Genomic DNA, 26,847 nt, shown 5'->3' with positions numbered 1-26,847 from the left:
TCCCAATCGGAGGTTCGATGCACACCTGGCCCGGCAACCCCTACCCCCTCGGCGCGACCTACGACGGCAGCGGCACCAACTTCGCGATCTTCAGCGAAGCCGCCAGCAAGGTCGAGTTGTGTCTGTTCGACGACGACGGCACCGAGACGAGGGTCGAGTTCACCGAGGTCGACGCCTACGTCTGGCACGCCTACCTGCCCACCGTGCAGCCCGGCCAGCGCTACGGCTACCGCGTGCACGGCGAGTACGACCCCGCGAATGGCTCGCGCGCCAACCCGAACAAGCTGTTGCTCGACCCCTACGCCAAGGCCACCTGCGGCGAGATCGACTGGGACGAGGCACTGTTCGCCTACACGTTCGGCGACCCCGACTCGCGCAACGACAAGGACAGCGGCCCGCACATGATGCTGGGCGTCGTCATCAACCCGTTCTTCGACTGGCAGGGCGACCGCGCCCCCAAGTACAGCTACGACGAGACCGTCATCTACGAGGCACACGTCAAGGGCCTCACCGAGACGCACCCCGACATCCCCGAGGAAGAACGCGGCACGTACGCCGGCGTCGCGAACCCGGCGATCATCGACCACCTCAAGAAGCTCGGCATCACGACCCTCGAGCTGATGCCCGTGCACCAGTTCGTGCAGGACAACACGTTGCTCGAGAAGGGCCTCAGCAACTACTGGGGCTACAACACCATCGGGTTCTTCGCCCCGCACGCCGCCTACTCGGCCACAGGCGACATCGGCCAGCAGGTGCAGGAGTTCAAGACGATGGTGCGGGTGCTGCACGAGGCCGGCATCGAGGTCATCATCGACGTCGTCTACAACCACACGGCCGAGGGCAACCACCTGGGCCCGACCCTGTCGTTCAAGGGCATCGACAACGCCGCCTACTACCGGTTGATGGACGGCGACCAGCAGCACTACATGGACTACACGGGCACCGGCAACAGCCTGAACGTCCGCCACCCGCACTCGCTGCAGCTCATCATGGACAGCCTGCGCTACTGGGTCACCGAGATGCACGTCGACGGCTTCCGGTTCGACCTCGCGGCGTCGCTCGCCCGCGAGTTCTACGAGGTCGACCGCCTCTCGACCTTCTTCGAGCTCGTGCAGCAGGACCCGATCGTCTCGCAGGTCAAGCTGATCGCCGAGCCCTGGGACGTCGGTCCCGGCGGCTACCAGGTGGGCAACTTCCCGCCGCAGTGGACCGAGTGGAACGGCAAGTACCGCGACACCGTCCGCGACTTCTGGCGCGGCGAGCCCTCGACCCTCGGCGAGTTCGCCAGCCGCATCACCGGCTCGGCCGACCTGTACGAACGCGACGGACGCCGTCCGGTCGCGAGCATCAACTTCGTCACCGCGCACGACGGCTTCACGATGCGCGACCTCGTCAGCTACAACGACAAGCGCAACGACGCCAACGGCGAGGACGGCAACGACGGCGAGAGCCACAACCGTTCGTGGAACTCGGGCGTCGAGGGCGAGACCGACGACGGCGAGATCCGCGCCCTGCGCGAGCAACGCCAGCGCAGCTTCCTGGCGACGCTGCTGCTCAGCCAGGGCGTGCCCATGCTGTTGCACGGCGACGAGCTCGGCCGCACCCAGGGCGGCAACAACAACACCTACGCGCAGGACAACCAGATCAGCTGGATCGACTGGCCGAACGCCGACCGCGACCTGATCGAGTTCGTCGCCGAGGTCATCAAGCTGCGTCACGACCACCCGACCTTCCGTCGCCAGCGCTACTTCAACGGCCGCCCCGTGACCCGCGGCGAGGGCGAGCCCCTGCCCGACATCGTCTGGTTGACGACCGAGGGCGACGCCATGCAAGAGGGCGAGTGGAACGAGTCCTACGCCAAGGCGATCGGCATGTTCCTCAACGGCAACGGCATCCGTGGCCGTGACGCCCGCGGAGGTCGCATCACCGACGTCAACTTCGTCCTGTACTTCAACGCCAGCGCCGAGACCGTCACCTTCGTCCTGCCGCCCGACGAGTACGCCCAGGGCTGGGAGGTCGTCGTCGACAGCACCGTGACCGCTCCCCCGCCGCCGGCGAGCGCCGCTCCCCGCACCCCGACGGCCACACGCGCCGCCACCACCCCCCAACCGCCCTCGACCCCGCAGTCCCTCTCGGCCCTGCGGGCCGGCGACCGACTCCCCGTGGTGGGTCGCTCGCTCGTCGTCCTGCGCGCCACGGCCGAGGAAGAACTGTGACCCGACACGAACCGACCATGCACCCGCGCTCGACGTACCGACTCCAGGTGCGCGCCTCCTTCGATCTGGACGCGGCCGCCGACCTGGTGCCGTACCTGCGTGACCTCGGTGCCGACTGGGTCTACCTGTCGCCGATCCTCGCCGCCGAGCCGGGCAGCGACCACGGCTACGACGTCGTCGACCACAGCCTGGTGGACCCCGAGCGCGGCGGTGCCGAGGGCCTCGACGAGCTCTCGACGCGTGCCCACGCCGAGGGCCTCGGCGTGCTGGTCGACATCGTGCCGAACCACGTCGGCGTCGCGACCCCGAAGGCGAGCGTCTGGTGGTGGGACCTCCTGACCCACGGCCGCGCGTCCCGCTACGCCGACGCGTTCGACGTCGACTGGGCCGCGGGTGCCGACAAGGTCCTGCTGCCGGTGCTCGGCGAGCCCGCCGCCGCGGACGGCTCGATCGACGGCCTCACGGTCGACGGCGACGAGCTGCACTACTACGACAACGTCTACCCGATCGCCCCGGGCACGAGCTCTCCCGGCGACGACGCCGCCACGGTGCACTCGCGCCAGCACTACGAGCTGGTGCACTGGAAGCGAGCCGACACCGACCTCAACTACCGTCGCTTCTTCGCGGTCAACACCCTCGCGGGCATCCGCGTCGAAGACCAGGGGGTCTTCGCCGAGTCGCACGCCGAGATCGGCCGCTGGTTCTCCGAGGGCCTCGTCGACGGTCTGCGCGTCGACCACCCGGACGGCCTCGCCGACCCCAAGGGCTACCTCGACCTGCTCGCCGCCCTGACCGGCGACGCGCACGTGCTCGTCGAGAAGATCCTCGAGGGCGACGAGCGCCTGCCCGAGGACTGGGCGACGGCCGGCACGACGGGCTACGACGCCCTGGCCGACCTCGACCGCCTCTTCGTCGACCCCAACGGAGCACCCGCCCTCGACGCCCTCGACGCACGCCTGCGCCGGGCCCGCGGGGTCGACGCCGACGAACACGCCGCCGGGGCCGACGAGACGACCGGCGACGAGCCCGTCGACTGGCACGAGATGATCCTCGGCACGAAGCGCGGCATCGCCGACGGCATCCTGGGCAGCGAGATCAACCGCCTCGCCCGGCTGATCGCCGAGGGCGGCACCGTCGACCCGTCGGTGGTGGACGCGCTGGCCGAGCTGGCCGCGGCCTTCCCGGTGTACCGCAGCTACCTGCCGCAGGGTGCCGAACGGCTGACCGAGGCCGCCGAGGTCGCCACGAGCCACCGCCCCGACCTCGCCGACGCCGTCGCGCGCGTCGTCGCGGTGCTGCGCGACGAGTCGCACCCCGCCTCGGTGCGCTTCCAGCAGACGAGCGGCATGGTCATGGCCAAGGGCGTGGAGGACACCGCCTTCTACCGCTACAGCCGCCTGGCGACGCTGACCGAGGTGGGCGCCGACCCGAGCGAGTTCTCCCTCGCGCCCGACGAGTTCCACGCGCGTCAGCAGGTCCGCCTCGCCGAGCGCCCGTTCGGCATGACGACCCTGTCGACGCACGACACGAAGCGCAGCGCCGACGTCCGCGCCCGCATCTCGGTGCTGGCCGAGGTCGCCACCGAGTGGGCGGCGACCCTCGAGCGCCTGCGCGAGCTCGCTCCGGTCGGCGACGGCCCGTTCGAGAACATCCTCTGGCAGACGATCGTCGGCTCGTGGCCCGCGTCGCGCGAGCGCCTGCACGCCTACGCCGAGAAGGCGTCCCGCGAAGCGAGCACGTCGACCACGTGGACCGACCGCACCGACGAGGCCGAGGCCTTCGAAGAGCGGATGCACGCCGCGGTCGACGCCGCCTTCGACGACGACGAGGTGCGTCACGAGGTCGAGCGCATCGTCGACGTCCTCCGCGCACCCGGCTACAGCAACGCGCTCGGCGTGGCGCTGATGCAGCTCACCGGCCCCGGCAGCCCCGACGTCTACCAGGGCGGCGAGCTGTGGGACTTCTCGCTCGTCGACCCCGACAACCGACGCGAGGTCGACTTCGGGCTGCGCCGGCGCCTCCTGGACGAGGTCCGCGGCGGGGCGACGCCGGCGATCGACGACACCGGTGCCGCCAAGCTCGTCGTGACGCACCACGCCCTGACGCTGCGCCGCGACCGACCCGACCTGTTCACGCGGTACGCCGCGCTCCCGGTCCTCGGTGAGCAGGCCGCGTCGGCGGTCGCCGTCGACCGCGGCGGGGCGCTCGCGATCGCGACCCGTCTGCCCGTCGCGCTCGAGCAGGCCGGCGGCTGGGACGACACCGTCGTCCTGACCGCAGGAGGCGCGTACCGCGACGTGCTCACCGGCCGTCGGCACGAGGGCGGTCGCCTCCGCCTGGCCGACGTGCTCGACACGTACCCCGTCGCCCTGCTGATCCCCGCAGAGGACTGACCCCGCCGGGTCGCGCCGCGTCGCGCCCGACTACCGTCGCCCCCGGCGACACGTCACGACATGCCGCTCACCTCCTGACGTGAGCGGCATGTCGTGCCTTCTCGACCTCCCCTCCCCCACCCCTTCCGAACCCGAGGAGACCGATGAGCGTCTACGACGTCTGGGCCCCTGAAGCGACCACCGTGCACCTGCACCTCGACGGCGAACTGCTGCCGCTGACGGCCGAGCCCGACACGGGCTGGTGGCGCGCCCCCGCCGACCTCGACCGGGGCCCGGGCCACCGCTACGGCTTCGTGCTCGACGGCGGCGACTCCCCCGAGGGCGAGACGCCGCTGCCCGACCCCCGCTCGCGTCGCCAGCCCGACGGCGTGCACGGGCTCAGCGAGACCTACGACCCGCGCGCCTTCGCGTGGACCGACGACGCGTGGACCGGCCGCCAGCTGGCCGGCTCGGTCGTCTACGAGCTGCACGTCGGCACCTTCACGCCCGGAGGCACGCTCGACTCGGCGATCGAGAAGCTGCCGCACCTCGTCGACCTCGGCGTCGACCTGGTCGAGCTGTTGCCGGTCAACGGCGTCAACGGCCGCTGGAACTGGGGCTACGACGGCGTCGACTGGTTCACGGTGACCGACAACTACGGCGGCCCCGAGGCGTACCAGCGCTTCGTCGACGCCGCACACGCGGCCGGCCTCGGCGTCGTGCAGGACGTCGTCTACAACCACCTCGGCCCGTCGGGCAACTACCTGCCCCTCTTCGGCCCGTACCTGTCGAGCAAGCACGCCAACACCTGGGGCGACAACGTCAACCTCGACGACGACGGCGCCCACGAGGTGCGCGAGTTCATCCTCGACAACACGGCCATGTGGCTCGACGACTACCACGTCGACGGTCTGCGCCTCGACGCCGTCCACGCGCTCAAGGACGACAGCGAGGTCCACCTGCTGCAGGAACTGGCCGAGCGCACCGCCGCCCTCAGCAGCCACCTACGCCGCCCGCTCTCGCTGATCGCCGAGAGCGACCTCAACGACCCGCGTCTGGTCACCCCGCGCGACGGTGGCGGCTTCGGCCCCGACCACCGCCAGGGCTACGGCCTCGACGCCCAGTGGAGCGACGACTTCCACCACGCCGTGCACGTCGCGCTCACCGGTGAGACGACGGGCTACTACGCCGACTTCGAGCCCCTCGGCGCCCTCGCCAAGGTGCTCACCAAGGGCTTCTTCCACGACGGCACCTGGTCGTCGTTCCGCGAGGCGACGCACGGCCACCCGGTCGACACCGAGCACATGCCGACCTGGCGCCTGGTCGTCGCCAACCAGAACCACGACCAGATCGGCAACCGGGCGATCGGCGACCGCCTGGCCGCGACGCTCGACGACGGGCAGCTGATCATCGCCGCCACGCTGACCCTGGCCGGCCCCTACACCCCGATGCTGTTCATGGGCGAGGAGTGGGGCGCCTCGACCCCGTGGCAGTTCTTCACCTCGCACCCCGAGCACGACCTCGGCGAGGCGACCGCGAAGGGCCGCATCGCCGAGTTCGCGAAGATGGGCTGGGACGAGTCGTCCGTGCCCGACCCGCAGGAGCCCTCGACCTTCGAGAACAGCAAGCTCGACTGGTCCGAGCTCGAGACCGGCCGCCACGCGGTGCTGCTCGACGCGTACCGCCGCCTCGGCGCCCTGCGCCGCAGCGAGCCCGCGCTCACCGACCCCCGCTTCGGCGAGACCGGCGTCGAGTACGACGGCGACGCCCGCTGGCTCGTGCTCACGCGGGGCGACCTGCGGATCGCGATCAACCTCGCCGACCAGGAGGCGCGGGTCGCGGTGAGCGCCGAGACCATCCTGTTCGCCAGCGACGAGTCGATCGTCCCGGGTGCGAGCCTGCTGCTGCCGGCGCACTCGGTCGCGATCGTCCGCTGACGCCGGGAAGGGACGACGCAGGCACGGATGACGCGCGCCCGGGGCTGACCACTCCGGGCGCGCGCGTGCCGCCTTCCGACTAGCGCGTCGACACGTCGCCGCTCACGGGCCCGACCCGGTGCGAGGTGGCGCGGACGCTCGGCAGGCGACGGTGTCGCACGACCAGCTCGACGACGGCGCGGGACCGTCGCCGCAGACCCCACAGGGTCACCTTGGTCAGCGACTCCCGGACGATCGAGCCGCTCATCTTCGAGGCGCCGTGGATGCGCTCGGTGAACGTGATCGGGGTCTCGACGACTCGCAGGCCCGCCTGCAGCGCGCGCCAAAGCAGATCGACCTGGAAGCAGTAGCCGCGCGACTCGACCCGGTCGAGGTCGATCCGGCGCAGCGCCGACGACCGGAACACCCGGAACCCGCCGGTCGTGTCGGCCACCCGGATACCCAGGGCGCCGCGCGTGTACCAGCTGCCGCCGCGGCTGAGCAGCTTCCGACGCAGCGGCCAGTTCTCGACGGCGCCGCCGGGCACCCACCGCGAGCCGAGCACGAGATCGTTCTCGCGCAGCAGCTCGAGCATGCCGGGCAGGTACTCGGGGTGGTGCGAGCCGTCGGCGTCCATCTCGACGAGGGCGTCGTAGCCGCGCTCGAGTCCCCAGGCGAAGCCGGCGAGGTAGGCGGCGCCGAGGCCGGCCTTCTCGGTGCGGTGCATCACGTGCACACGGGGGTCGCGGTCGGCGTAGGCGTCGGCCAGCTCCCCGGTGCCGTCGGGCGAGCCGTCGTCGACGACGAGCACGTCGACCGAGGCACCGGAGGCGAGGGTGCGCCCCACGATCCAGTCGAGGTTCTCGCGCTCGTTGAAGGTCGGAATGATGACGAGGGCGTCGTTCATGGTGGGGTCCTTTCCCGTCGGGTGGGAGTCGGAGGTGTCGGGTGTTCGGGTATCGGGTATCGGGTGTCGGGTGTCGGGTGTTCGGGGCGGGTCGGGGCCCCGAGGTCAGGAGGCGCGGCGTGGGCCACCGGGGCGGCCCCCGGTCACGAGGTCACGAGGTCACGAGGTCACGAGGTCGGCGAACACGATCAGGTTGTCGACGTAGTGCCCGGTGGACCGGTCGAACGTGCCGTCGCAGGTGATGAGCCGCAGCCCGGGCGTCGGGCTGGCACCGTAGACGTCGCTGGTCGGGAACGTCGCCTTCGGGGTTCGCTCGCTACCGGTGACGCGGAAGGTCTCGACCGAGCCGGTGGACAGCGTGACCTGCACCTCGTCGCCGGGTACGAGCTTCGCCAGGTCGACGAAGACCGCCGGGCCGGAGCCCGAGTCGACGTGCCCGGCGATGACGGCGGGTCCGACCGCTCCGGGGACGACGCCGTCCTGGTACCAGCCGGCCGACTGCCACTCCTTCGGCGGGTCGAGCTCGCCCTGCGCCCCGAGCCCGAGGTCCTCGAGTCCGGAGTCGACGCCGATCGACGGGATCTGCACGCGGACGGGCGTCGCGTCCGCCGGCGGCGTCGTGTACGACGGTGCCGCCGGGTCCTGAAAGGCACCGGCCGAACCGCTGGCAGGGTCCGGCGTCGAGTTAGCCGACGACGGTGCCGCGGTCGAGGATCCCGTGTCGTCGGGTCGGTCGGCGACGGCGGCCGCGGTCACCCCGCCGGCGACGAGCACCAGGGCGGCACCGACGGCGAGGGCGGCGGCGCGATGGCCGGCCACGAAGGTCGCGAGGCTCATCCGGTCACCGCCAGGGGCGAGCACGCGCCGAGGCTCGTGCCCTCGAGCTGCAGGGCGGCCAGCGCCGCCCAGGCGCTGCCGTAGTACGTCGGCGTCGACTGCGACAGGGCGTCGGCGGTGCGCAGGTCGGCGGCGGCCCGGTCGTGCTGGCCGTCACCGGCCTCGGCCGCCGCGCGGGCGGCGTAGGCGAGCGGGCTCTGGTCCGAGCCGACCGACTGACCGCCGAGGTCGAGCTGCATGGGCAGCTCGTCGTAGCGCTGCAGCACGGAGGCCATCGACGCGGCGAGGGCCACGTCGTCCGGCTGGCACGACTCGGCGTAGCGCAGGGCGAGCCGACCGGCGTCGTAGCTGTACTGCACGGTGCCCGACGAGCCGTCGGCGCTCGGCAGCGGCACGGTCGTGCCGTCCTGCCGCACCTGGGCCCAGTCGCTCGGCAGGGCCGTCGACGAGAGGATGTTCGTGGTCACGGCACGCGAGCCGGCCTCGAGCTCGGCCCACCGGGGGTCGCCGCTCGCGGCGCCGAGCTGCGCGAAGGTGGCGGGCGAGGCGTACGAGGGGTTGTACGACCACGGGCCGGGGCCCATCGCCCACGGGCCGGGCAGCAGGATGCGGCCGACGTCGGTCGAGACCGTCATCTCGTCGAGCACGTCGGTGCCGAGGTCGACGCCCGCGGTGGTGAGCTCGGGCCGGTCGAAGGTCGAGCCGGCGAGCACGAGGGCCCGGGCCGCGTCGACGTCGGCGTCACTGGCGGGCATGTCGTCGACCACCGCGCCGTCCTTCCACTGCCAGGCGAGCAGTCCGTCGGGACGGACGAGCTCGTCCTCCGTCCAGCGCCAGATGGCGTCGAACCGCTTCTCGTCGCCCACGGCGACCGCGACGAGCAGCCCGTAGGCCTGCCCTTCGCTGACGGTGTCGTCGCCCTGGTCGCGCCGGACGACGCGGCCGTCGTCGTCGACGTAGTCCGCCAGGAAATCCTCGCCGATCTCGGTGGCGGTCCGGGGTTGCGGGGTCGCGGTGCCCGCGCCGGGGGTGCCGGTCGCGTCCGCACCGCCGCCTGCCTGGTCCGTCGACGGGCCGCCCGGCCCTCCGACGACGAGGGAGGCGATGCCGGCCGTGACGGCGAGCGCCACCACGACGGCCGCTGCGAGCAGCGCCTTCGTCTTCTTCGTCATGTCGTTCTCTTCTCCTGCCCGATGGTGCCGGGCGTCGGTCGTGCGGTGGGGCGGGGAGCCGAGGAGGCGCGGTGCGGTGTGTCGCTCACCGCGCCTCCTCGTCCTGCCGGGCCGTGCTCGTCGTGCCGGGTCGTGCGGGTCGTCAGACCCCGAACCAGCCGAGGACGGTGGCCCAGAGGCTCTTCGCCTCGCTCTTCTGCGGGTGCTCGGCGAGGTAGCCGCCGCCGGTCTGGACGCCGCCGACGGGCGCCTGGGCGGTCGCCGCGCTGTCGACCACCGGGACGATGGTGATGCCGCCGGTCGAGTTGTCGAGCACGAACAGCGTGTTGATGCTGCCCGCGGTGAGGTCGACGTCGCTCGTGCCGGTGACCTTCTGACCGGTCAGGTCGAGGGTCCACGGGCCGGCCGCGACCTGGGCGTAGCCGCTGGCGCTGCCGAAGGGTGCGTCCTCGGCGATCGTGGTGCCCGTGCTGGTCGCGACGGTGACGGTCTTGCTCACGTTCGCGGCCTGCACCAGGCGGACCTTCGCCTGGCCGTCGGCCGGGGCCGTGAGGTCGTCCTTGAAGACCTGGGTCTTGAGGGCGTCGTTCGGTCCGTAGGCGACGGCCGTGATCGGCTGGCCGCTGTCGACCGTGATGTTGGCCGTGATGACGGGTTTCGCGCTGGTGGGAGCGTCGGCTGCGGTCATCGCGACCACGTAGGTGCCCGCGGCCAGCGCCTGGTACGGGCTGACCTGACCGTAGGTCACGTCGTCGAGGTCCATCACGACCTGCCCGCCCTTGAGCGAGGTCAGGGTGACGTCCACGGCTTTCGTGTCGGGCGAGAGGTGGCCGACGCGCACCCAGCCGTCGCCGTCGGCGGCGTGGGCGGGCGACGTGCCCACGAGGGCGCCGGCGAGGGCGACCCCGGTGGCGGCGGTGAGGGCGAGCACCGTCAGGAGACGGCGGCGCCGGGTCGGGACGGCGGTGACGGCGGCGGGGGCGCCGGTGGTGCGTGAGAGGGAAGCCACGGAGGCTGGTCCTTTCCGGTCGGGTGTCCCACCCGGGACGGGTGGGACGCGGTGAGGAGGTGCCGGTGCCCGCCCGAGGACGGGCACCGGCGTGGCGATCAGTTCGAGAGGACGCCGGTCGGGGCGACGGCCGAGAAGGTGACGCGCAGTCCGTCACCCGAGGGGACGACGGACTCGGGGACGTAGACGCTGCCCAGGCCCTCGAGCGTCGCCTGCAGCTCGTCGACGGACTGGCCGCCCTGCGGAGTGATGTCGATCTGCCGGAACAGGGCGTCCTGCTCGCCCGGCAGGGCCTCGGGATCGGCGACCGAGATCGGCCCCTGGGCGGCGAGCTGACCGAGCACGATGATCGCGCGGGGGTCGATCCGACCGTCCGAGAGCGCCGTCGACAGGGTCGACGAGATCTGCAGGTTCGGGTTCTGGGCGAGTTCGGCACCGGCCTGCGCGCGGGCCGACGCGGCGTCGTCCGCCTCGGTCTGCGCCTGGGCGGCGCCCTGGCTGTCGATCTGCCGGACGTTGACCTGCTGGTCGCCGTCGCCGAACGAGGCGATGACGGTCGAGTTCGCGAGGGCCTCGCGGATCTCGGGCGAGGTGGGCCCCGAGGTGCGGACCGACTCGGTCTCGAACAGGTAGTCCGAGTCGCGCCAGCCGTTCGGCGACTGCGCCTGGACGGCGCCGTCGGTGTCGATCTTGTAGAACCAGATCACGTTGTCGCGGGCGAAGCCGGCCTTGACCAGGTCGACCCAGACGGCGTCGTCCACCAGCAGGCGGCTGTCCTTCGGCACGTTTGTCTCGACCCAGCTCTCGGCGTTGCGCATGGGCGCGTCGAGGTCGCTGTCCAGGAAGCCGCGCAACTGCACGGCCCAGAGGGGGACGATCGCGACGACGGCCGCGAGGGTCAGGGCGAGCCAGGCGACCGAGCCCGTGCGGGTGGCCGCGGTCGAGATCGCGCCGGCCCGGCGGGCACGGAACGCCTTGACGGCGTGGTCGGTGACGGCCGCGACGAGCAGCGCCGCGAACGGCAGCAGCATGATCACGTAGGGCACCGGCAGGTAGCCGCCGGGGCGGAACATGAACGCGATCAGGAAGACCATCATCACGCCGAGCGGGCGCACCTTCTTGATGAAGACCGCCACGATCGAGGCGAGCGTGCCGAGGACGATGAGCACCTGGTCGAGCTGCCACCACTGCGACACCGTCGCGAAGAACAGGCTGCCGGTGTCGAAGACCGAGCCGCTGGCCTCGCGGGTGGCGAGCTGGAACTGGATGCCCTCGAGCAGGCTCACCCGGCCGGCGCCGGGCAGCAGTTCGCCCTTCACCGCGGCGAGCGCGACGTAGCCGAGGCCGACGAGCACGAGCAGGCTGCCCGCGATCGACAGCGTGTAGCGACGGGTCGACTTGTCGGCCCCACGCCACATCATCCAGGCCAGGAAGGGCAGCGCGAGCAGGTAGGTCTCCTTCGAGAGCACCGCGATGCCGAACGACAGCGAGGCCGCGGCGAAGCCGGCGAGCTGGTACCTCTTGCTCAGGGCGAAGACGAACGCGGCGAGCAGCCACGGGGTGGCGACGTTGTCGAGGTAGACCGTGCGGTGGAACTGCAGGGCCAGCGGCGACACGGCGAACACGAGACCGGCCACGGCGGCCGCGGGACGGCTGAGGCCGAGCTTGCGGCCGAGCAGCCAGACGAGTGCGACCGAGACGACCGTGAAGAAGAGCATCGCTTCACGAGCCGCGAGCACGGCGACGTCGTACCGCGAGAAGGCACCGGTCAGGGCCGTGTAGGCCGAGATCTGCAGCCAGCCGACGGGCGGGTGGTCGTACCAGTAGGTGTAGTGGGTGATCTCGCCGAGGTTCTGGATCGCCCAGGCCTGGGCGGCGTAGGTGCCCTCGTCGTCGATGCGCTGAGGCGAGCCGTCCATGTTGAACGCCATGACGACGGCGGCGATCGCGAGGACGGGCAGCAGCCAGGCGAGGCTCGCGCCGTGCCGACGCAACCACGACGCGGGCTCGGAGCGCCGCGGGTCCTTGGTGGGGACCACGGGGGTGCCCGGACCGTTCGACACGGTGGTGTCGGCCGCTCGGGGGCGGTTCAGCGTGCTGGTCATCGGTCACCTCCGGTCATGGCCATGGCGGGCTCCTGCTGGGAGGCGCGGGGCGCCTCCTCGGGGGTCGTCGCGACCTCGTCGCGGTGCGCTCCGGTGTGCTCGGTCTTCTCCCACGCGTTGAGGCCTTTCAGCTGGCGGAAGACCGCCCGGACCGCAGCCAGCGCGAGGAAGATCTGGTAGGGCAGCAGACCCCAGACGAGACGGAAGTAGTCCCGGGCCCGGACCTTCTGGCCGTAGACCCGCCCGAACTCGCGCAGTCCGGTGAACTCGACGGCCAGCAGCACGAGCGTCGGCGCCAGGGGCACGAACGACACGAGCGCGATGGCGGTCGGCACCTTGGTGGTCAGGATCAGGATGATCGAGACCGGGATCAGCAGACCGGTGGCGGCCTGGATGAACGGCATGGTCAGTAGGTAGCGGGCCATGAGGCGCTGGCGCAGGCGGGGCAGCTTCTTCCACTCGCCCTTGCCGTACACCTGCATGAAGCCCTGGTTCCAGCGGGTGCGCTGTTTCAGCAGCGAGACGAAGGTGCCGGGGGTCTCCTCGCGGGTGACGACCTCGGGGCTGTAGGCCACGACGACCTTGGCCCCGGCGCTCGAGAGGCGGACCCCGAGCTCGCAGTCCTCGGCGAGGCACTCGGCGTCCCAGCCCTCGGACCAGTCGAGCCAGTCCTTGCGCACGAAGACGGTGTTGCCGCCGAGCGGGATGAACTTCTCCTTGGCGTGGAAGTGCAGGCGCGATCGGAACCAGAAGTAGTACTCGAGCACGTTGCGGAGGCTCCACCAGCTGCTCTGGAAGTTCATCAGCTGGACGCCGCCCTGCACCACGTCGGCGTCGGTCTCGGTGAACCGCGAGTCGACGAGCGTCAGCAGGCGGGGGTGCACCTCGTCCTCGGCGTCGAAGACGCCGACGATCTCGCCGCGCGACGACTGCAACGCCAGGTTCAGCGCCTTGGGCTTGTTCTTCGGCACGCTCGAGTCGACGACCACGCGGATGAGCTCGGGGTGACGGGCCGCGGCCTCGCGGGCGACCCGCTCGGTGCCGGGGTCGTCGTGGCCCACGATGGCGATGATCTCGAAGTCGGGGTGGTCCTGCTGGGCGAGACGGTCGAGGGTCTGGCCCATGACCTCCTCCTCGTGCCGGCCGGGGACGAGCAGGGTGAACGAGTGGGCGGCGTCGAGCGGGTTCTCGCTGAACTGGCTGTCGTCGAGGTTGTCCTTCGACCGCCAGGCGTGCAGCATCCACCAGAGGGTCGACACGGCGACGGCGGTCAGCAGGATCGTCACGACGATCAGGGACGAGTAGCCGATCCATTCGAGGGGCGACCAGTCGGGCAACTGGAAGCCGATCATCGACTCGGCGGCGCCGGTCGAGCCACGGTTCGGGACGACCTGCGACGGGTCGGCGGGGGCTTGCGGGGTGAGCAGCGGCGCGGGTTCGCCTGCTGCGAGATGTGATGTCGGGATCTGGGTCGGGTCAGTCGACACAGGATCACTCTCCAGTCAGTGGGTCGGGTGCAGGTGGGTCTGCGTGGTGTTCTGTCGGGTGGGGTCGTCGCTCGGCCCGGGGCCGATGACGGTGGCGAGCGCGGCCGACGCGTCGGGGGTGTCGGCCGGGGTGGTGACCGCGGGCGAGCCGCGGAAGACGAGGTGGCGGTAGGCCAGGTACCGGAAGGCCGTCCCGAGCACGAGGCCGACGCCGTTGGCCGCCACGTTGTCGGCGAGCTGGCTGGTGAAGCCCAGCAGGTAGTGCGAGACGAACAGGCAGGCCGAGGCGATGAGCAGGCCGCCCACGTTGACGAGGCCGAAGGTGACGGCCTCGCGGACGACGGCCTGGTTGCGGCCCTCACGGAAGGTGAGGTAGCGGTTGCCGAGCCAGGCGACGGCCGTGGCGACGAGCACCGAGACGACCTTGGCGCCGATGGGCTTGTCGTCGAGCAGGGTGGCGCGCAACAGGTTGTACACGCCGACGTCGACGACGAAGGCGATGCCGCCCACGGCGCCGAAGGTCGCGAGTTCTCTCACCCGGGCGACGAGGCGCAGGGGTGGTGTCGGGTTCGTCGAGGCGGCACGGTCGGGACGTGCCCCCTGAACGGGGTACTCGGGTTCGGGCATGACACCGGTTCGGGGGGCATCAGGGAATCGGTTTGGTCGGGGTACGCACATCAGGGCCAACTGCCAGAGAGCCGACATCTGCCGTTCATCCGGGGGCGGGTTCGTCGACCCCGACGGGTCGACCGCCACGGATCGGCTCGCTCGACGCAGACGGACCCTCGACCCTCGGCCGCACGGCCGCGAGCTCCACCCCGACCGCCGCCGCGACGGCGACGACGGTGACCAGCCGGTCGGGCACCGAACCGACGACGACCAGGAGGCGCTCCCGACCCGTCGCCCGCCGCCCCTGTTCCGCGGCCGCCTCCGTCGTGCCCCCGACGTCCAAGAGTTGCGAGAGCAGCCAGGGCAGCAGCGGTACCGCCGCGAGCGCGATCACGAGGGCGGGCGCGCCGACCAGGACCGTCGACACGAGCGCCACGGCCGTCACGATCGTCACGCCGGCGTCCAGCAGCGGCTCGGTGAGCACACCGAGGGCACGACGGCGCGCTCTCGGCCGGAGCCGACGCCAGTCGCCCTGGCCGAGCACCTGCAGGCAGCCGCGGACCCACGTCGCCCGGGCACGGGCCAGGTCGCGCAGCCCGCCCGGCGAACGCTCGACGGTGGTCGTCTCGGGCGAGGTCGCGATGACGACGCGGGCCCCGGCCACCGTCATGCGGACGCCGAGGTCCAGGCCCGCCGCGACACGGGTCGCATCCCAGCCGCCGGACCAGGCGAGCCAGGAGTGACGGACGAAGAGCGTGCTGTCCGACAGCGGCACGAAGCCGGCTCGGCCGTGCGAGCGGACCACCGACCGGGACCACCACCACCGGTCGACGGCCGCCCGGGGCGCCCACCAGGGCGTCGCCTCGAGCGCCGGCCGACTGGCGTGCTGGACCGCGTCCGCGTCCGTTCGGGAGAGAACCGAGTCGACGAGGGCGAAGAGCCGGGGGTGCGGCCGGTCGCCCGCCGAGAAGACGCCGATCACGCCGTCACCGACCTCGGCGAGCGCGTCGACGAGCGACGAGGCGACCGCGGGCGGACGCCCGGCGGAGGACCCGGTTCGGACCACCTGGACGCGCCCGGGGTGACGCCGCACGGCGGAGGTCGCGACGTCGAGCGTCAGGGTGTCGTCCGGATGGACGACGACGAGGACGCGCACGTCGGGGTGCTGCTGCCTCGCCAGCAGGTCGAGGGTGACGGCCAGCCCGGCCGGACCACGCGCCGGCACCAGCGCGGTGAAGGCGTGCGCCGGGGGCAGCACCGGGCCGTCGAGGTCGCGGTGGCCGAGTTCCTCCTGCTCGCGGACGAGGTGGAGCCTGTGCACGATGCGACGGATCGACACCAGCAGGACCAGGGCGACGAGCACGGCGAGGAGCAGGAAGCCGGCCCACTGCAGGCTCGACCAGTCGGCCCACGGCAGGGCGGCCGAGGCGTTCTCCACCGGGCCGGCGGGCAGGCCGCCGCGGTTCGGCGCGAACGGCGTGGGCGTCGCGGGCAGCGTCGGCGTGAGGACGGGGCCGGGCGCCGCGAGGGGCGGGGCGGAGGTCACGGTGGTGCTCCAGTCGGGTCGGGTCAGCGGGAGCTCCGGACGCCCGCCCCCGGGTGGGACCGCGACGTCCGACGGATCATGTCCCCCAGGTGGGGGACATGATCTGATGAATCGTCACTGTACGCCTTCCGAGTCGGCCGTACATCCCTTCGCCCCGTCCGCCGTGACGCGTAGCGTGGGGTCATGGAATTCAGACACCTCGGCGACAGCGGACTCAAGATCTCGGAGATCACCTACGGCAACTGGCTGACGCACGCGTCCCAGGTCGAGAACGACGTGGCGACGCAGTGCGTCCGCGCGGCCCTCGACGCCGGCATCTCGACCTTCGACACCGCCGACGCCTACGCGAACACGGCGGCCGAACAGGTCCTCGGCGACGCCCTCAAGGGCGAGCGTCGCGAGAGCCTCGAGATCTTCACGAAGGTCTACTGGCCCACCGGCCCCCGCGGGCACAACGACGTCGGCCTCAGCCGCAAGCACGTGCTCGAGTCGATCGACGGGTCGCTCCGCCGCCTCGGCACGGACTACGTCGACCTCTACCAGGCCCACCGCTACGACCACGAGACCCCGCTCGAAGAGACCATGCAGGCCTTCGCCGACGTGGTCCGTGCCGGCAAGGCCCTCTACATCGGCGTCAGCGAGTGGACAGCCGAGCAGATCCGCGCCGGCCACGAGCTCGCCGTCAAGCACGGTGTGCAGCTGATCTCGAACCAGCCGCAGTACTCGATGCTCTGGCGCGTCATCGAGTCCGACGTCGTGCCGGCGAGCAAGCAGCACGGCCTCGGCCAGATCGTCTGGTCGCCCGTCGCCCAGGGCGTTCTGACCGGCAAGTACAAGCCGGGAGCCGAGCTGCCCGCGGGCAGCCGGGCGACGGACGACAAGGGAGGCGCGGACACGATCAAGCGCTTCCTCACCGACGAGGTGCTCACCGGCGTCGCGAAGCTCGAGCCGATCGCCGCCGACCTCGGCCTCTCGATGGCCCAGCTGGCCATCGCGTGGGTGTTGCAGAACGACAACGTGGCGTCCGCGATCATCGGGGCCTCGCGCCCCGAGCAGGTGGCCGACAACGTCAAGGCGGCGGGTGTGGTGCTGCCGGCCGACGTCATGGCCCGCATCGACGAGGCGCTCGGCGACCTCGCCGAGAAGGACCCGGGCAAGACGGTCTCGCCCGAGCGTCGCCCGGCGTGACCCCGCGGCCGGCCCGACCTCGGCCCGGCCGACACCCCCTCGACATCTTCCGGACACCCCGGGAATGTTGTCCGGCTGGATGCGCTTGCATATACTCGTACCAGCTTCGATGACACGTCATCGACCTCGACCTCGACCTCACAGATTCAGGAGAACACCATGACCATCACCGCAGAGAAGATCCCCGCCGGCACCTGGAACCTCGACCCCACGCACAGCGAGGTCTCGTTCAGCGTCCGCCACCTGGCCATCAGCAAGGTCAAGGGCTCGTTCGAGTCCTTCGACGCCTCGCTCGTCACGGCCGAGGACCACACCGCCTCGAAGGTCACCGCCTCGATCGACGTGGCCTCGGTCAACACCAACCAGAAGGACCGCGACGGTCACCTGCAGACCGGCGACTTCTTCCTCGCCGAAGAGCACCCCAAGATGACCTTCGTGTCGACCAGCATCGAGGAGAAGGGCGACGACGCGTTCCTCGTGCACGGCGACCTGACCCTGCGCGGCGTCACCAAGCCCGTCACCCTGAAGAGCGAGTTCGGCGGCCTCGTCGTCGACGGCTACGGCCAGACCAAGCTCGGCTTCTCGGCCACGACCAAGATCGACCGCACCGAGTTCGGCGTCACCTGGAACGCCGCCCTCGAGGCCGGCGGCTTCACGCTCGGCAACGACGTCACCGTCACGCTCGAGATCCAGTTCACGCTCGCCGCGTAGGCAGCAGCACCCCGAAGGGCCCGCTCTCGCACGGCGAGGGCGGGCCCTTCCGCGTCACCGCGCGAGCACTCGGCGCAGCACCGCGCGCTCCCCCAGCGTCCAGGCCGCACTCGTCACGAGGTAGAGCGCGGCGGCGAGCGGCGCGAACGCCGCGAACAGCACGCTGACGAACGGCAACCAGCGCAGCACGCCCGCCATGCCGGGGAGCGCCTCCTGGCCGGGCCCCGCCGTCGCGACGGTCGCCGGCCCGGTGAAGCGCAGCGTGGCGCGCCGGCTCAGCTCGACGACGATCGCGAGCAGCACGAGCAGCACCAGGTACGGCCAGACCGCCGCGAGCCCCGTCCCGAGCGTGACGAAGAGGTTCGCCCCGAGCGCCGCTCCGCCGAGGGTGTGCGTCAACAGGGTGTTGGCGTGACCGGCGATCTCGGAGTGCGCGAACAGCGAGTAGACGGCCGTGAGCACGGGGGCCTGCGCGAGCGTCGGCAGGCAGCCGGCCAGCGGCGACACCTTCTCGGAGGCGTAGAGCGCCATGAGCGCCTTGCTCCGGGCCTCGGGGTCGGTGATCCGGCGGGTGAGGTCGGCGATCGCCGGGGCGAGTCGACGGCGGGCGATCTCGGCGCGCACCTGCGAGACGCCCACCGGCACGAGCACGAGGCGGACGAGCAGGGTGAGCAACACGACGCCGACGGCGGCGGCCGACGCCCCGGCCACGGGTTCGACGAGCACGCCGAGGGTGGTGACGAGCGACTGCAAGCCGCCGAGGACGACGGCGATCGGGGGGAAGGTGGACAGGTCCATGAGGACTCCTCGGTCAGAGAGACGATGGGTGTCTTCTGGCCGCCGGGGGCGTCGGATCGACGCAGGCGTCGGATCGACACGGATGTCGGATCGACGAAGGCGCTGGTGCGCTCAGGCGGCCGGGACGGCCCGCCCGGGAGCCCGGGACCGCACGTGCCCGCGGGCGTCGGGGTCGCGTCGCCAGACGAGGAGGCGCGTGCCGGCTTCTTCACGGAGCGTCGCCTCGGGCACCGCACCGGCCAGCCCGCAGAGCGTGAGCACCACACGGGCGACGCCGAGCGCGACCACCGCGGTGGCGGCGCCGAGCAGGCCGACGAGCACGACCGCGGACAGCGGCGCCCCGCCGGACGAGAGCACGGCCTCGACGAACGCCGCGAGGGGCGCCAGCATCGAGAGGCCGAGGGTCATGCGCCCAACCTACCCCGCGCCTCCCTGCCGCGACAGGGTCGGAGACCGCCGAACGGACACGGCGAGCGCACTAGCCTCAGGAACAACCTGGCGACGTCCCCGGTTGACGCCGAGAGCCACCGCCCCACCCCGAGAGGACTCCCGATGACCGTCGACTGGATCACCCTGCAGAAGACCGCCCACGACGAGTTCGCCCGCCGCGTCGAGGCCGTGGCCGACTGGGACGCCCCGACGCCCGACACCGAGTGGAAGGTGCGTGACCTCGTGCGGCACGTGACGCGCGAGCAGCAGTGGGTGCCGCTGCTGCTCGAGGGCGGCGACCCCGCCGAGGCCGAGAACTCCATCGAGCCGCTCGGCGACGACCTCGTCGAGGCCTGGCACCGGTGGTCGAGTGCGGCCACCGCCGCCTGGAGCGAGGCCGACCCCCACGCCGAGGTGCGGCTGAGCGCCGACGTCGTGCCCGTGCACGAGTACCTCGCCGAGCAGGTCGCCGACGTCACGATCCACACCTGGGACCTCGCCCGCGCCGTGGGCACCGACGAAGAACTCGACGACGCGCTGGTCGAGGCCGTCTGGGGCGTGTTCGCGCCGCAGAAGGACGCGCTCGAGGCCTCCGGCCTGTTCGCCTCGCCCGTCCCGGTCGACGACGACGCCCCGCTGCGCATCCGCCTGCTCGCCCTCACCGGGCGCGACGCCCGCTGAGGCGGCGCGGGCCCACCGTCCCGGCGCGAGCCCCACGGGGGGGCGTACCCGGCGACGCGACCCGCGCCTCCCGGGGGTTCATCACCCGACCCTGCCAAGGTGGTGGCATGACCGCCCCGATCGATCGCCCGTGGCTGCACAGCTACGCCCCCGACGTCCCCGACGACATCGAGCCCGTGACGGGCAGCCTCGTCGACCTCATCGACGACGCCGTGTCGACGTACCGGCAGAAGCCGGCCCTCGAGTTCTTCGGTCGTGAGACCAGCTACCGCGACCTGGGCGACCAGGTCGCGCGCGCGGCCGAGGGCCTCAGGAGGCTCGGCGTGGGTCGCGGCGACCGGGTCGCCTTGATCCTGCCGAACAGCCCGCAGCACGTGGTGGCGTTCTACGCCGTGCTGCGCCTGGGCGCCGTCGTGGTCGAGCACAACCCGCTCTACACCGACCGCGAGCTGCGGCACCTCTTCGAGGACCACGGCGCCACGATCGCCATCGCGTGGGACAAGCTGGTCGACCGGCTGCGCTCCCTGCCCGCCGACATCGGCTTCTCGACCGTCGTCTCGGTCGACGTGACGAAGGGCATGCCGCTCGGCACGCGCGTCGCCCTCAAGCTGCCGGTGCCCGCGGCGAAGAAGAGTCGCGCGGCCCTGACCGACGGAGCCGAGGGCGACGTCACCTGGCAGGGCCTGCTGGCGAACCGTCCGCTGCGCAAGAAGCACCCGCGCCCCGACGTCGACGACATCGCCCTGCTGCAGTACACCAGCGGCACCACGGGGTCGCCGAAGGGCGCGATCCTGACGCACCGCAACCTGCGCAGCAACGCCGCGCAGGGCCGCGCCTGGGTGCCCGGCCTGGTCGACGGTGACGAGACCGTCTACGGCGTGCTGCCGTTCTTCCACGCCTACGGCCTCACGCTCTGCCTCACCTTCGCGATGAGCATCGGGGCACGCCTCGTCCTCTTCCCGAAGTTCGACGTCGACCTCGTGCTGAAGGCCGCGAAAAAGCACCCGCCGACCTTCCTGCCGGCCGTGCCCCCGATCTACCAGCGCCTGGCCGACGCGGCCCGCGAGCGCGGCGTCGACCTGTCGTCGGCGCGCTTCGCCATCTCGGGCGCGATGAACCTGCCGACCGCGGTCGTCCAGGCCTGGGAGGGCGTCACGGGCGGCATGCTCGTCGAGGGCTTCGGCCTGACCGAGACCTCGCCGGTCGCCCTGGGCAACCCGATCGGGCCGACCCGCCGCGTCGGCACCGTCGGCGTGCCTTTCCCGTCGACCGAGGCGATGGTCGTCGACCGCGACGACCCCGACCCGAGCCGGCCGGTCGTCGCCGGGGCCGCGGGTGAACTGCTGCTGCGCGGACCGCAGGTCTTCCGCGGTTACTGGAACCGCCCCGACGAGACCGCCGAGGCGTTCCTCGAGGGCGGCTGGTTCCGCACCGGCGACATCGTCACGATGAGCGCGGACGGCTACGTCACGATCGTCGACCGCATCAAGGAGCTCATCGTCACGGGTGGTTTCAACGTCGCCCCCTCCGAGGTCGAGGAGGCCGTGCGGAACGCCCCCGGCGTGGCCGAGGTCGCCGTGGTCGGCCTGCCCCGGTCGGGCGGCGGCGAGGACGTCGTCGCGGCCGTCGTGCTCGAACCGGGCGCCTCCTTCGACGCCGAGGCCATCCGTGACGCCTCACGCGGCCAACTGGCCGCCTACAAGGTGCCCCGTCGGGTCGTGCAGCTCGACGAGTTGCCGAAGTCGCTGATCGGCAAGGTGCTGCGTCGCGAGGTGCGCGACCGGCTCATCGCCGCGGGCTGAGCCCCGGGGCGGGTCCTGCCGCTGGGCCCGGTCGGCTGGCCCGGCCGGCGGGGTCAGAGCCGCTGCCACCGGTCGATCGGCCAGCTGATCACGAAGGCCCGTCCGATCACGTCGTCCACGGGCACGAAGCCCGCGTAGGGCCCGGTCTGGTGGGCGCGCGAGTCCGCCGAGCGGTCGCGGTTGTCGCCGAGCACCCAGAGGGCACCCTCGGGCACGGTCACGTCGAAGTCGGTGGCCGAGGCCCGGGGGCCGCCGTCGGCGAGCACGAGGTACGGCTCGTCGAGGGGCCGGCCGTTCACGAGCACGTGACCGTCCGCGTCGCAGCAGCTGACGTGGTCGCCCGGCAGCCCGATGACGCGCTTGACGAGGTCCTGCCCGGCGTCGTCGCCGTAGCCGAGCCACCCGCCCGGGTCCTCGAACACGACGATGTCGCCGCGGTGCAGTGGCATCACGCTCGGAGCGAGCTCGTTGACGATGATCCGGTCGCCGATCATCAGGGTCTGCTCCATCGACCCCGACGGGATCGAGAAGCTGCGCACGAGGAAGGTGCGGACGCCCCACGACAGCAACAGCCCGACCAGCACGATGGCCAACAACTCGAGCAGCCACCGTCCCGTCGAACCCCGCCGAGCCGAGGAGGCGCGGGTCGCCTCGCCCTCGTCGGTCGCGTCGGCGAGGGGGCTGGTGTCGGTCACCGGCTCATCCTGCCAGCGGCCGCCCGGCCCCGCCCTCCCCGGTCAGGGGGCCGCCGGGTCGCGGCCCGACGGCGCCGGGCCACGCGTCAGGCGGCCGTCCACCCGATGCGGTCGAGCCGCGCGAGGGCGTGCTCCTCGGCGACGGGTCGCTTGCCGAGGACTCCCCCGACACCGGCGAGCATGGCCTGGGCCGGCCCCCGGGTGGGCAGGTCGATCGGCCCGACGTGCGGCGCGCGCAGCCCGAGCAGCTCACGGAAGCGCGGCTGCAGGGTGCCCACCGCGCCGTTGAAGAGCACGGGGTAGCCGACCTTGAGCGCGGGGAAGAGAGGCGGGCGCTTGATGAACTTCACGACGTCGTCGGTCCGGGCCGTGCGTTCGAGCACGCCTCGGCGGTCGAAGTCCATGAGCTGCTGCTGCATCTCGGCGACGCTGTGCGGCGGGTTCGGTACGCCCATCAGCTCGCCGGCCGTCGCCCACTCGCGGACGTAGGCGTCGGGCCCACCCGGGATCGGCTCACGGCCCCACTCGAGGTAGGCGGCGAGGAACGAGTCGGCGAAGGCCATGTGCACCCAGCTGAGCAGTTCGGGGTCGTTGGCGGCGTAGTCGTGGCTCACGCCGTTCCGGTCGTCGTACGTGCCGACGACCTTCGTGTGGAGGCGTGACACCCAGTTCGACGCGTGGGTGGCGGCCTCGCGGCTGCCGTACGAGACGGTGTAGATCCAACGGATGGTGCCGGCCAGGCGACCGAGCGGGTCCTCACGGAAGCGCGAGTGGTCGTGCACGCCGGCGAGCGCTCCCGGGTGCAGCGCCTGGACGAGCAGGGCCCGCACGCCGGCCGGGATGGTCGACATGGCACCGTGGACGGCCCACACCGCCGAGCCCGGCAGGAAGAACCCCTCGTCGTCGCCCTTCTCGAGGTCGGTGACCCACTCGGGCGTGCCCGTGTACTGCCCGTTGAAGGTGTACTGCAGGCGGGCGCGGAGCGGTTCGGTCAGAGCGGGCATGCCTCGATCATGCGCCGCGGTAGCTGGACGCTCGCGGCGGACGCCGGGCGCGAGACCCCGCGGACGCAGCCGCGCCTCCTGCGTCCCGGGGCGGGGGCAGGAGGCGCGGCGTGCGTGTCGGGGCGGGCGTCAGTTCCCGTGCGCCTCGATCGAGACGGGCTGCCAGTCGTTCCACGTCTTCAGACGCGACTCGTAGTCCTTCGTGGCGATCTCGAGCGGTGCCTTGCCGAAGAAGATGCGCAGCGGCGGCTCGTCCGCGTCGACGACCTTGAGGATCGCCGAGCGGGTGGCCGTGGGGTCACCGGGATCGGCGGCCGAGGGACGCTTCGACGCGGCCTCGCGCACCTCGGCGTAGGCCTCGAGCTCGTCGCTGCGCGAGGCGGACGGGCCGGACCAGTCGGTCGAGAAGCCGCCGGGCTCGACGAGGGTCACCTTGATGCCGAAGCCCGCGACCTCTTGGGCCAGCGACTGGCTGAAGCCCTCGAGGCCCCACTTCGACGCGTGGTAGATGCCGACGGTCGGGAAGGCACTGATGCCGCCGATGCTCGACACCTGGACGATGTGGCCCGATCCCTGCTCGCGCATGATCGGCAGCGCGGCCTGCGACACCCAGAGGGCACCGAACAGGTTCGTCTCGAGCTGGGCACGGGCCTCGTCCTCGGTGATCTCCTCGATCATGCCGAAGTGGCCGAAGCCGGCGTTGTTCACGACGACGTCCAGGCGGCCGAAGTGCTCGGCGGCCTGCCGGACCGCGGCGACGTCGGCCGCACGGTCGTTCACGTCGAGCTGGAGGGGCAGGAAGGAGTCGCCGTACGCGTCCACCAGGGGCGTGACGTCGTCGATCTTCCGTGCGGTGCCCGCGACCTGGTCGCCGCGTTCGAGGGCCGCCTCGGCCCACTCGCGGCCGAAGCCCTTGGATGCACCGGTGATGAACCAGACCTTGCTCACGATGTGTCGTTCCTCTCTCCGTGATGTCGAGGACCATGCTGCGCCGCGCCTCCTCGTCCACGGTCAGGTTGCCAGGCGGCGTCGAGCCGACGGGGTACGCCCGGCGGTCGATAGAGTGGCCCGGTGACCACCGACAGCGCTCGTCCCTGGCTCGACTCCTACGCACCCGGCGTGCCGCACGACCTCGAACCGGTCGACGGCTCGCTGCTCGACCTGGTCGAGGCCTCCGCCGCGCGGTACCCGAGGGCGGTGGCGCTCGAGTTCTTCGGGGCGACGACCACCTACTCCGAGCTCGTCGACCAGATCTCGCGGGCGGCCGAGGGGCTGCGCAAGCTCGGCGTCGGGCACGGCGACACGGTCGCGATCGTGCTGCCGAACGGTCCGCAACACGTCGTCGCGTTCTACGCGGTGCTGCGCCTCGGGGCGATCGTCGTCGAGCACAACCCGCTCTACACGCCGCGCGAGCTGCGTCACCAGTTCGAGGACCACGGTGCGAAGGTCGCCATCGCCTGGAACAAGGTGGTCGACACGATCCAGGCCTTCCCCGACGACGTCGCCGTCGAGCACCTCGTCTCGGTCGACGTCACCCGGGCGATGCCGTTCGCCACGCGGGCCGCCCTGGCCCTGCCGATCAAGAAGGCCCGCGAGTCCCGCGAGCGGCTGACGACGACCGTGTCGGGCACCACCCCGTGGGAGAAGATCGTCGGCTCGTCGCGCATCAAGGCGAAGCACCCGCGACCGACCACCGACGACCTCGCGGTCATCCAGTACACGAGCGGCACCACGGGTACGCCCAAGGGCGCCCAGCTGACGCACCACAACCTGCTGTCGAACGCCGCGCAGGCCCAGGCCTGGGTGCCGACGATCGAGCGCGGCACCTGCGTCGTCTACGCCGTGCTGCCGATGTTCCACGCCTACGGCCTCACGCTCTGCCTCACCTTCGCCATGAGCATGGGCGCCCGCCTCGTCCTCTTCCCGGCGTTCGACCCGGCACTCGTGCTCAAGGTGATGAAGAAGCACCCGCCGACCTTCCTGCCCGCCGTGCCGCCGATCTACGCGCGCCTGCAGAAAGCCGCGCTCGACGCGGGCGTCTCGCTGAAGGGCGTCGACGTCGCGATCTCCGGCGCCATGCCCCTCTCGGCCGACGTCGTCGAACCGTGGGAGGCCGAGTCCGGCGGCTGGCTGGTCGAGGGCTACGGGCTGTCCGAGTGCTCGCCCGTGCTCATGGCCAACCCGGTCGGGCCGACGCGTCGCGCGGGCACGGTCGGGCTGCCCCTGCCGGGCACCGAGGTGCGGGTCGTCGACCCCGAGAACCCCACGGTCGACGTGCCGGCCGGCGAACGCGGCGAGCTGATCGTCCGCGGGCCGCAGGTGTTCAGCGGGTACTACCGCAAGCCGAAAGAATCGGGCGAGGTCTTCGTCGACGGCGACTGGTTCCGCACCGGCGACATCGTCACCATCGACGACGACGGCTTCGTGCGCATCGTCGACCGCATCAAAGAGCTGATCATCACCGGCGGGTTCAACGTCTCGCCGTCCGAGGTCGAAGAGGTGCTGACCCGGTTCGAGGGCGTGGCCGAGGCGGCCGTCGTCGGCCTGCCGACCCCCGGCGGCGAGCAGGTGGCCGCCGCGATCGTCACCAAGCCGGGTGCCCACGTCGACGTCGCGGCCCTGCGCTCGTTCGCCCGCAAGCACCTCACGCCCTACAAGGTGCCGCGACGCATCGTCGTCGTCGACGACCTGCCGCGGTCGCTGATCGGCAAGGTGCTGCGGCGCAAGGTGCGCGACTCGCTCGCCGAGCGCTGAGACCGCACCCGCGCCTCCTCGTCCGGACGACGGTCAGGAGGCGCGGGTCGCTCCCCTGCGACGCGGTCGGTCGGTCGGTCGATTGATCGGTCTAGGCGGCGCGGTTCAGCTGGGCGAGACGCGGTCCTTGACGCGTCCCTCGGCCAGCCAGGCGAGACGCTGCAGCGCCTCTTTGTTGCGCCAGTGCAGCGGAGGGTCCATCAGGGGCTTCGGCACCAGGCGGCCGGGGCCGGCGACGGCGTACTCGGTCATCGTGACGAAGCAGCCGCCCATGCGGTTGCGGACGTCGATCTCGACCCGGGCCTCGCCCATGGGCCAGCCCTTGGCGTGAAACACGGCGCGGACCGGAGGGTCCCACTCGAGGATCGTCGTCACGTCGTCGATGACCAGCGGCCAGACGCCGAACGAATGGTGGATGGTGGCCTCGACGCTCGGCCAGGTCAGGTCGACCTCGCGGATGCGCGCCGACCCGACGACCCAGCTCGGGAAGAGCCACCCGTCGCTCAGCACGTCGAAGACGTCGTGGGGCGAGGCCTCGATGAAGCGGTGCGTGGTGCTCATCCGTCGATCCTGGCATGATCCCCGCGAGCCGCGCACCCCGTTGACGCA

The 26,847-nt window shown here is 71.9% G+C and carries 22 protein-coding genes; 8 read left to right on the top strand and 14 right to left on the bottom strand.

Annotated features, from left to right (window positions below; all coding sequences use genetic code 11):
* Positions 1–17 precede the first annotated feature (17 nt).
* The 3 genes from glgX to treZ all read left to right on the top strand — a co-directional run bounded on the left by glgX (position 18) and on the right by treZ (position 6,525).
* Entirely contained in the window at positions 18–2,216 is a 2,199-nt protein-coding gene (gene glgX / locus SJY14_RS06705) for a glycogen debranching protein GlgX (protein ID WP_082454504.1), read from the top strand.
* Positions 2,217–2,233: 17 nt separating this feature from the next.
* Positions 2,234–4,609, top strand: coding sequence for a malto-oligosyltrehalose synthase (treY, locus tag SJY14_RS06700; protein WP_396600258.1), 2,376 nt, complete (start codon positions 2,234–2,236; stop codon positions 4,607–4,609).
* A gap of 143 nt (positions 4,610–4,752) precedes the next feature.
* Positions 4,753–6,525 (top strand): malto-oligosyltrehalose trehalohydrolase, encoded by a 1,773-nt coding sequence (gene treZ, locus SJY14_RS06695; protein ID WP_396600141.1) that lies wholly within the window; start codon positions 4,753–4,755, stop codon positions 6,523–6,525.
* A 79-nt stretch (positions 6,526–6,604) separates the two neighbouring features.
* Here the strand turns inward: treZ and SJY14_RS06690 are convergent, their stop codons facing one another.
* The 8 genes from SJY14_RS06690 to SJY14_RS06655 all read right to left on the bottom strand — a co-directional run bounded on the left by SJY14_RS06690 (position 6,605) and on the right by SJY14_RS06655 (position 16,176).
* Positions 6,605–7,411, bottom strand: a complete 807-nt coding sequence (locus SJY14_RS06690; protein ID WP_071256694.1) for a polyprenol monophosphomannose synthase — start codon at positions 7,409–7,411, stop codon at positions 6,605–6,607.
* Between the two features lie 159 nt (positions 7,412–7,570).
* A complete protein-coding gene (locus tag SJY14_RS06685; protein WP_396600140.1) occupies positions 7,571–8,248 on the bottom strand; it encodes a class F sortase in 678 nt (225 codons plus the stop codon).
* On the bottom strand, positions 8,245–9,420 hold the full coding sequence (locus SJY14_RS06680; RefSeq protein ID WP_396600139.1) for a glycosyl hydrolase family 8: 1,176 nt from the start codon (positions 9,418–9,420) through the stop codon (positions 8,245–8,247). Before SJY14_RS06680 ends, SJY14_RS06685 begins: the two co-directional genes overlap by 4 nt.
* 142 nt (positions 9,421–9,562) lie before the next feature.
* Complete coding sequence (locus SJY14_RS06675) at positions 9,563–10,429, bottom strand: DUF4397 domain-containing protein (protein WP_396600138.1); 867 nt, start codon at positions 10,427–10,429, stop codon at positions 9,563–9,565.
* Between the two features lie 98 nt (positions 10,430–10,527).
* Positions 10,528–12,534: an ArnT family glycosyltransferase gene (locus SJY14_RS06670; protein WP_396600137.1), complete on the bottom strand. Its 2,007-nt coding sequence runs from the start codon at positions 12,532–12,534 to the stop codon at positions 10,528–10,530.
* On the bottom strand, positions 12,531–14,021 hold the full coding sequence (locus tag SJY14_RS06665) for a glycosyltransferase (RefSeq protein ID WP_396600136.1): 1,491 nt from the start codon (positions 14,019–14,021) through the stop codon (positions 12,531–12,533). The genes SJY14_RS06670 and SJY14_RS06665 overlap by 4 nt, the downstream gene beginning before the upstream one ends.
* A gap of 15 nt (positions 14,022–14,036) precedes the next feature.
* Entirely contained in the window at positions 14,037–14,648 is a 612-nt protein-coding gene (locus SJY14_RS06660; RefSeq protein WP_396600135.1) for a GtrA family protein, read from the bottom strand.
* A gap of 85 nt (positions 14,649–14,733) precedes the next feature.
* Positions 14,734–16,176 (bottom strand): glycosyltransferase, encoded by a 1,443-nt coding sequence (locus SJY14_RS06655; RefSeq protein WP_396600134.1) that lies wholly within the window; start codon positions 16,174–16,176, stop codon positions 14,734–14,736.
* 183 nt (positions 16,177–16,359) lie between these two features.
* On the opposite strand from SJY14_RS06655, the gene SJY14_RS06650 reads away from it, so the two are divergent.
* Positions 16,360–17,364, top strand: coding sequence for an aldo/keto reductase family protein (locus SJY14_RS06650; RefSeq protein WP_396600133.1), 1,005 nt, complete (start codon positions 16,360–16,362; stop codon positions 17,362–17,364).
* A gap of 159 nt (positions 17,365–17,523) precedes the next feature.
* Positions 17,524–18,075, top strand: coding sequence for a YceI family protein (locus tag SJY14_RS06645; protein ID WP_054144994.1), 552 nt, complete (start codon positions 17,524–17,526; stop codon positions 18,073–18,075).
* Positions 18,076–18,129: 54 nt separating this feature from the next.
* On the opposite strand, the gene yidC is transcribed toward SJY14_RS06645, so the two are convergent.
* Together yidC and SJY14_RS06635 are read right to left on the bottom strand one after the other, a co-directional pair.
* Positions 18,130–18,873, bottom strand: coding sequence for a membrane protein insertase YidC (yidC, locus tag SJY14_RS06640; protein ID WP_396600132.1), 744 nt, complete (start codon positions 18,871–18,873; stop codon positions 18,130–18,132).
* A gap of 111 nt (positions 18,874–18,984) precedes the next feature.
* Positions 18,985–19,281 (bottom strand): DUF6412 domain-containing protein, encoded by a 297-nt coding sequence (locus SJY14_RS06635; RefSeq protein WP_071256707.1) that lies wholly within the window; start codon positions 19,279–19,281, stop codon positions 18,985–18,987.
* A gap of 144 nt (positions 19,282–19,425) precedes the next feature.
* Here SJY14_RS06635 and SJY14_RS06630 point away from each other — a divergent pair, with 144 nt between their 5' ends.
* Positions 19,426–19,983, top strand: a complete 558-nt coding sequence (locus SJY14_RS06630) for a TIGR03086 family metal-binding protein (RefSeq protein WP_043594186.1) — start codon at positions 19,426–19,428, stop codon at positions 19,981–19,983.
* 107 nt (positions 19,984–20,090) lie between these two features.
* Entirely contained in the window at positions 20,091–21,785 is a 1,695-nt protein-coding gene (locus tag SJY14_RS06625; RefSeq protein WP_396600131.1) for a long-chain-fatty-acid--CoA ligase, read from the top strand.
* A 53-nt stretch (positions 21,786–21,838) separates the two neighbouring features.
* Here the strand turns inward: SJY14_RS06625 and lepB are convergent, their stop codons facing one another.
* The 3 genes from lepB to SJY14_RS06610 all read right to left on the bottom strand — a co-directional run bounded on the left by lepB (position 21,839) and on the right by SJY14_RS06610 (position 24,432).
* The gene (gene lepB, locus SJY14_RS06620) at positions 21,839–22,480 is read right to left on the bottom strand and encodes a signal peptidase I (protein WP_396600130.1); all 642 of its coding nucleotides are present in this window, start codon (positions 22,478–22,480) and stop codon (positions 21,839–21,841) included.
* Between the two features lie 86 nt (positions 22,481–22,566).
* A complete protein-coding gene (locus SJY14_RS06615) occupies positions 22,567–23,484 on the bottom strand; it encodes an oxygenase MpaB family protein (RefSeq protein WP_396600129.1) in 918 nt (305 codons plus the stop codon).
* A 129-nt stretch (positions 23,485–23,613) separates the two neighbouring features.
* Positions 23,614–24,432, bottom strand: a complete 819-nt coding sequence (locus tag SJY14_RS06610; RefSeq protein WP_396600128.1) for an SDR family oxidoreductase — start codon at positions 24,430–24,432, stop codon at positions 23,614–23,616.
* Between the two features lie 123 nt (positions 24,433–24,555).
* Here SJY14_RS06610 and SJY14_RS06605 point away from each other — a divergent pair, with 123 nt between their 5' ends.
* Positions 24,556–26,238, top strand: coding sequence for a long-chain-fatty-acid--CoA ligase (locus tag SJY14_RS06605; protein ID WP_396600127.1), 1,683 nt, complete (start codon positions 24,556–24,558; stop codon positions 26,236–26,238).
* A 105-nt stretch (positions 26,239–26,343) separates the two neighbouring features.
* On the opposite strand, the gene SJY14_RS06600 is transcribed toward SJY14_RS06605, so the two are convergent.
* Positions 26,344–26,799 carry an SRPBCC family protein gene (locus SJY14_RS06600; protein ID WP_054144984.1) on the bottom strand — a complete coding sequence of 152 codons (456 nt, stop codon included), beginning with the start codon at positions 26,797–26,799 and terminating at the stop codon, positions 26,344–26,346.
* Positions 26,800–26,847 lie beyond the last annotated feature (48 nt).

Origin of the sequence: Frigoribacterium sp. R86507, assembly GCF_044597695.1 — a bacterium.
Lineage (GTDB): Bacteria > Actinomycetota > Actinomycetes > Actinomycetales > Microbacteriaceae > Frigoribacterium.
This window is presented reverse-complemented; position numbering and strand designations above follow the sequence as displayed.

Bases quoted from the DNA above. Each gene is read 5' to 3' on its own strand.
- glgX (WP_082454504.1), top strand. From the start codon at position 18: ATGCACACCTGGCCCGGCAACCCCTACCCCCTCGGCGCGACCTACGAC.
- treY (WP_396600258.1), top strand. From the start codon at position 2,234: ATGCACCCGCGCTCGACGTACCGACTCCAGGTGCGCGCCTCCTTCGAT.
- treZ (WP_396600141.1), top strand. From the start codon at position 4,753: ATGAGCGTCTACGACGTCTGGGCCCCTGAAGCGACCACCGTGCACCTG.
- SJY14_RS06690 (WP_071256694.1), bottom strand. From the start codon at position 7,411: ATGAACGACGCCCTCGTCATCATTCCGACCTTCAACGAGCGCGAGAAC.
- SJY14_RS06685 (WP_396600140.1), bottom strand. From the start codon at position 8,248: ATGAGCCTCGCGACCTTCGTGGCCGGCCATCGCGCCGCCGCCCTCGCC.
- SJY14_RS06680 (WP_396600139.1), bottom strand. From the start codon at position 9,420: ATGACGAAGAAGACGAAGGCGCTGCTCGCAGCGGCCGTCGTGGTGGCG.
- SJY14_RS06670 (WP_396600137.1), bottom strand. From the start codon at position 12,534: ATGACCAGCACGCTGAACCGCCCCCGAGCGGCCGACACCACCGTGTCG.
- SJY14_RS06660 (WP_396600135.1), bottom strand. From the start codon at position 14,648: ATGCCCGAACCCGAGTACCCCGTTCAGGGGGCACGTCCCGACCGTGCC.
- SJY14_RS06650 (WP_396600133.1), top strand. From the start codon at position 16,360: ATGGAATTCAGACACCTCGGCGACAGCGGACTCAAGATCTCGGAGATC.
- SJY14_RS06645 (WP_054144994.1), top strand. From the start codon at position 17,524: ATGACCATCACCGCAGAGAAGATCCCCGCCGGCACCTGGAACCTCGAC.
- yidC (WP_396600132.1), bottom strand. From the start codon at position 18,873: ATGGACCTGTCCACCTTCCCCCCGATCGCCGTCGTCCTCGGCGGCTTG.
- SJY14_RS06635 (WP_071256707.1), bottom strand. From the start codon at position 19,281: ATGACCCTCGGCCTCTCGATGCTGGCGCCCCTCGCGGCGTTCGTCGAG.
- SJY14_RS06630 (WP_043594186.1), top strand. From the start codon at position 19,426: ATGACCGTCGACTGGATCACCCTGCAGAAGACCGCCCACGACGAGTTC.
- SJY14_RS06625 (WP_396600131.1), top strand. From the start codon at position 20,091: ATGACCGCCCCGATCGATCGCCCGTGGCTGCACAGCTACGCCCCCGAC.
- SJY14_RS06615 (WP_396600129.1), bottom strand. From the start codon at position 23,484: ATGCCCGCTCTGACCGAACCGCTCCGCGCCCGCCTGCAGTACACCTTC.
- SJY14_RS06600 (WP_054144984.1), bottom strand. From the start codon at position 26,799: ATGAGCACCACGCACCGCTTCATCGAGGCCTCGCCCCACGACGTCTTC.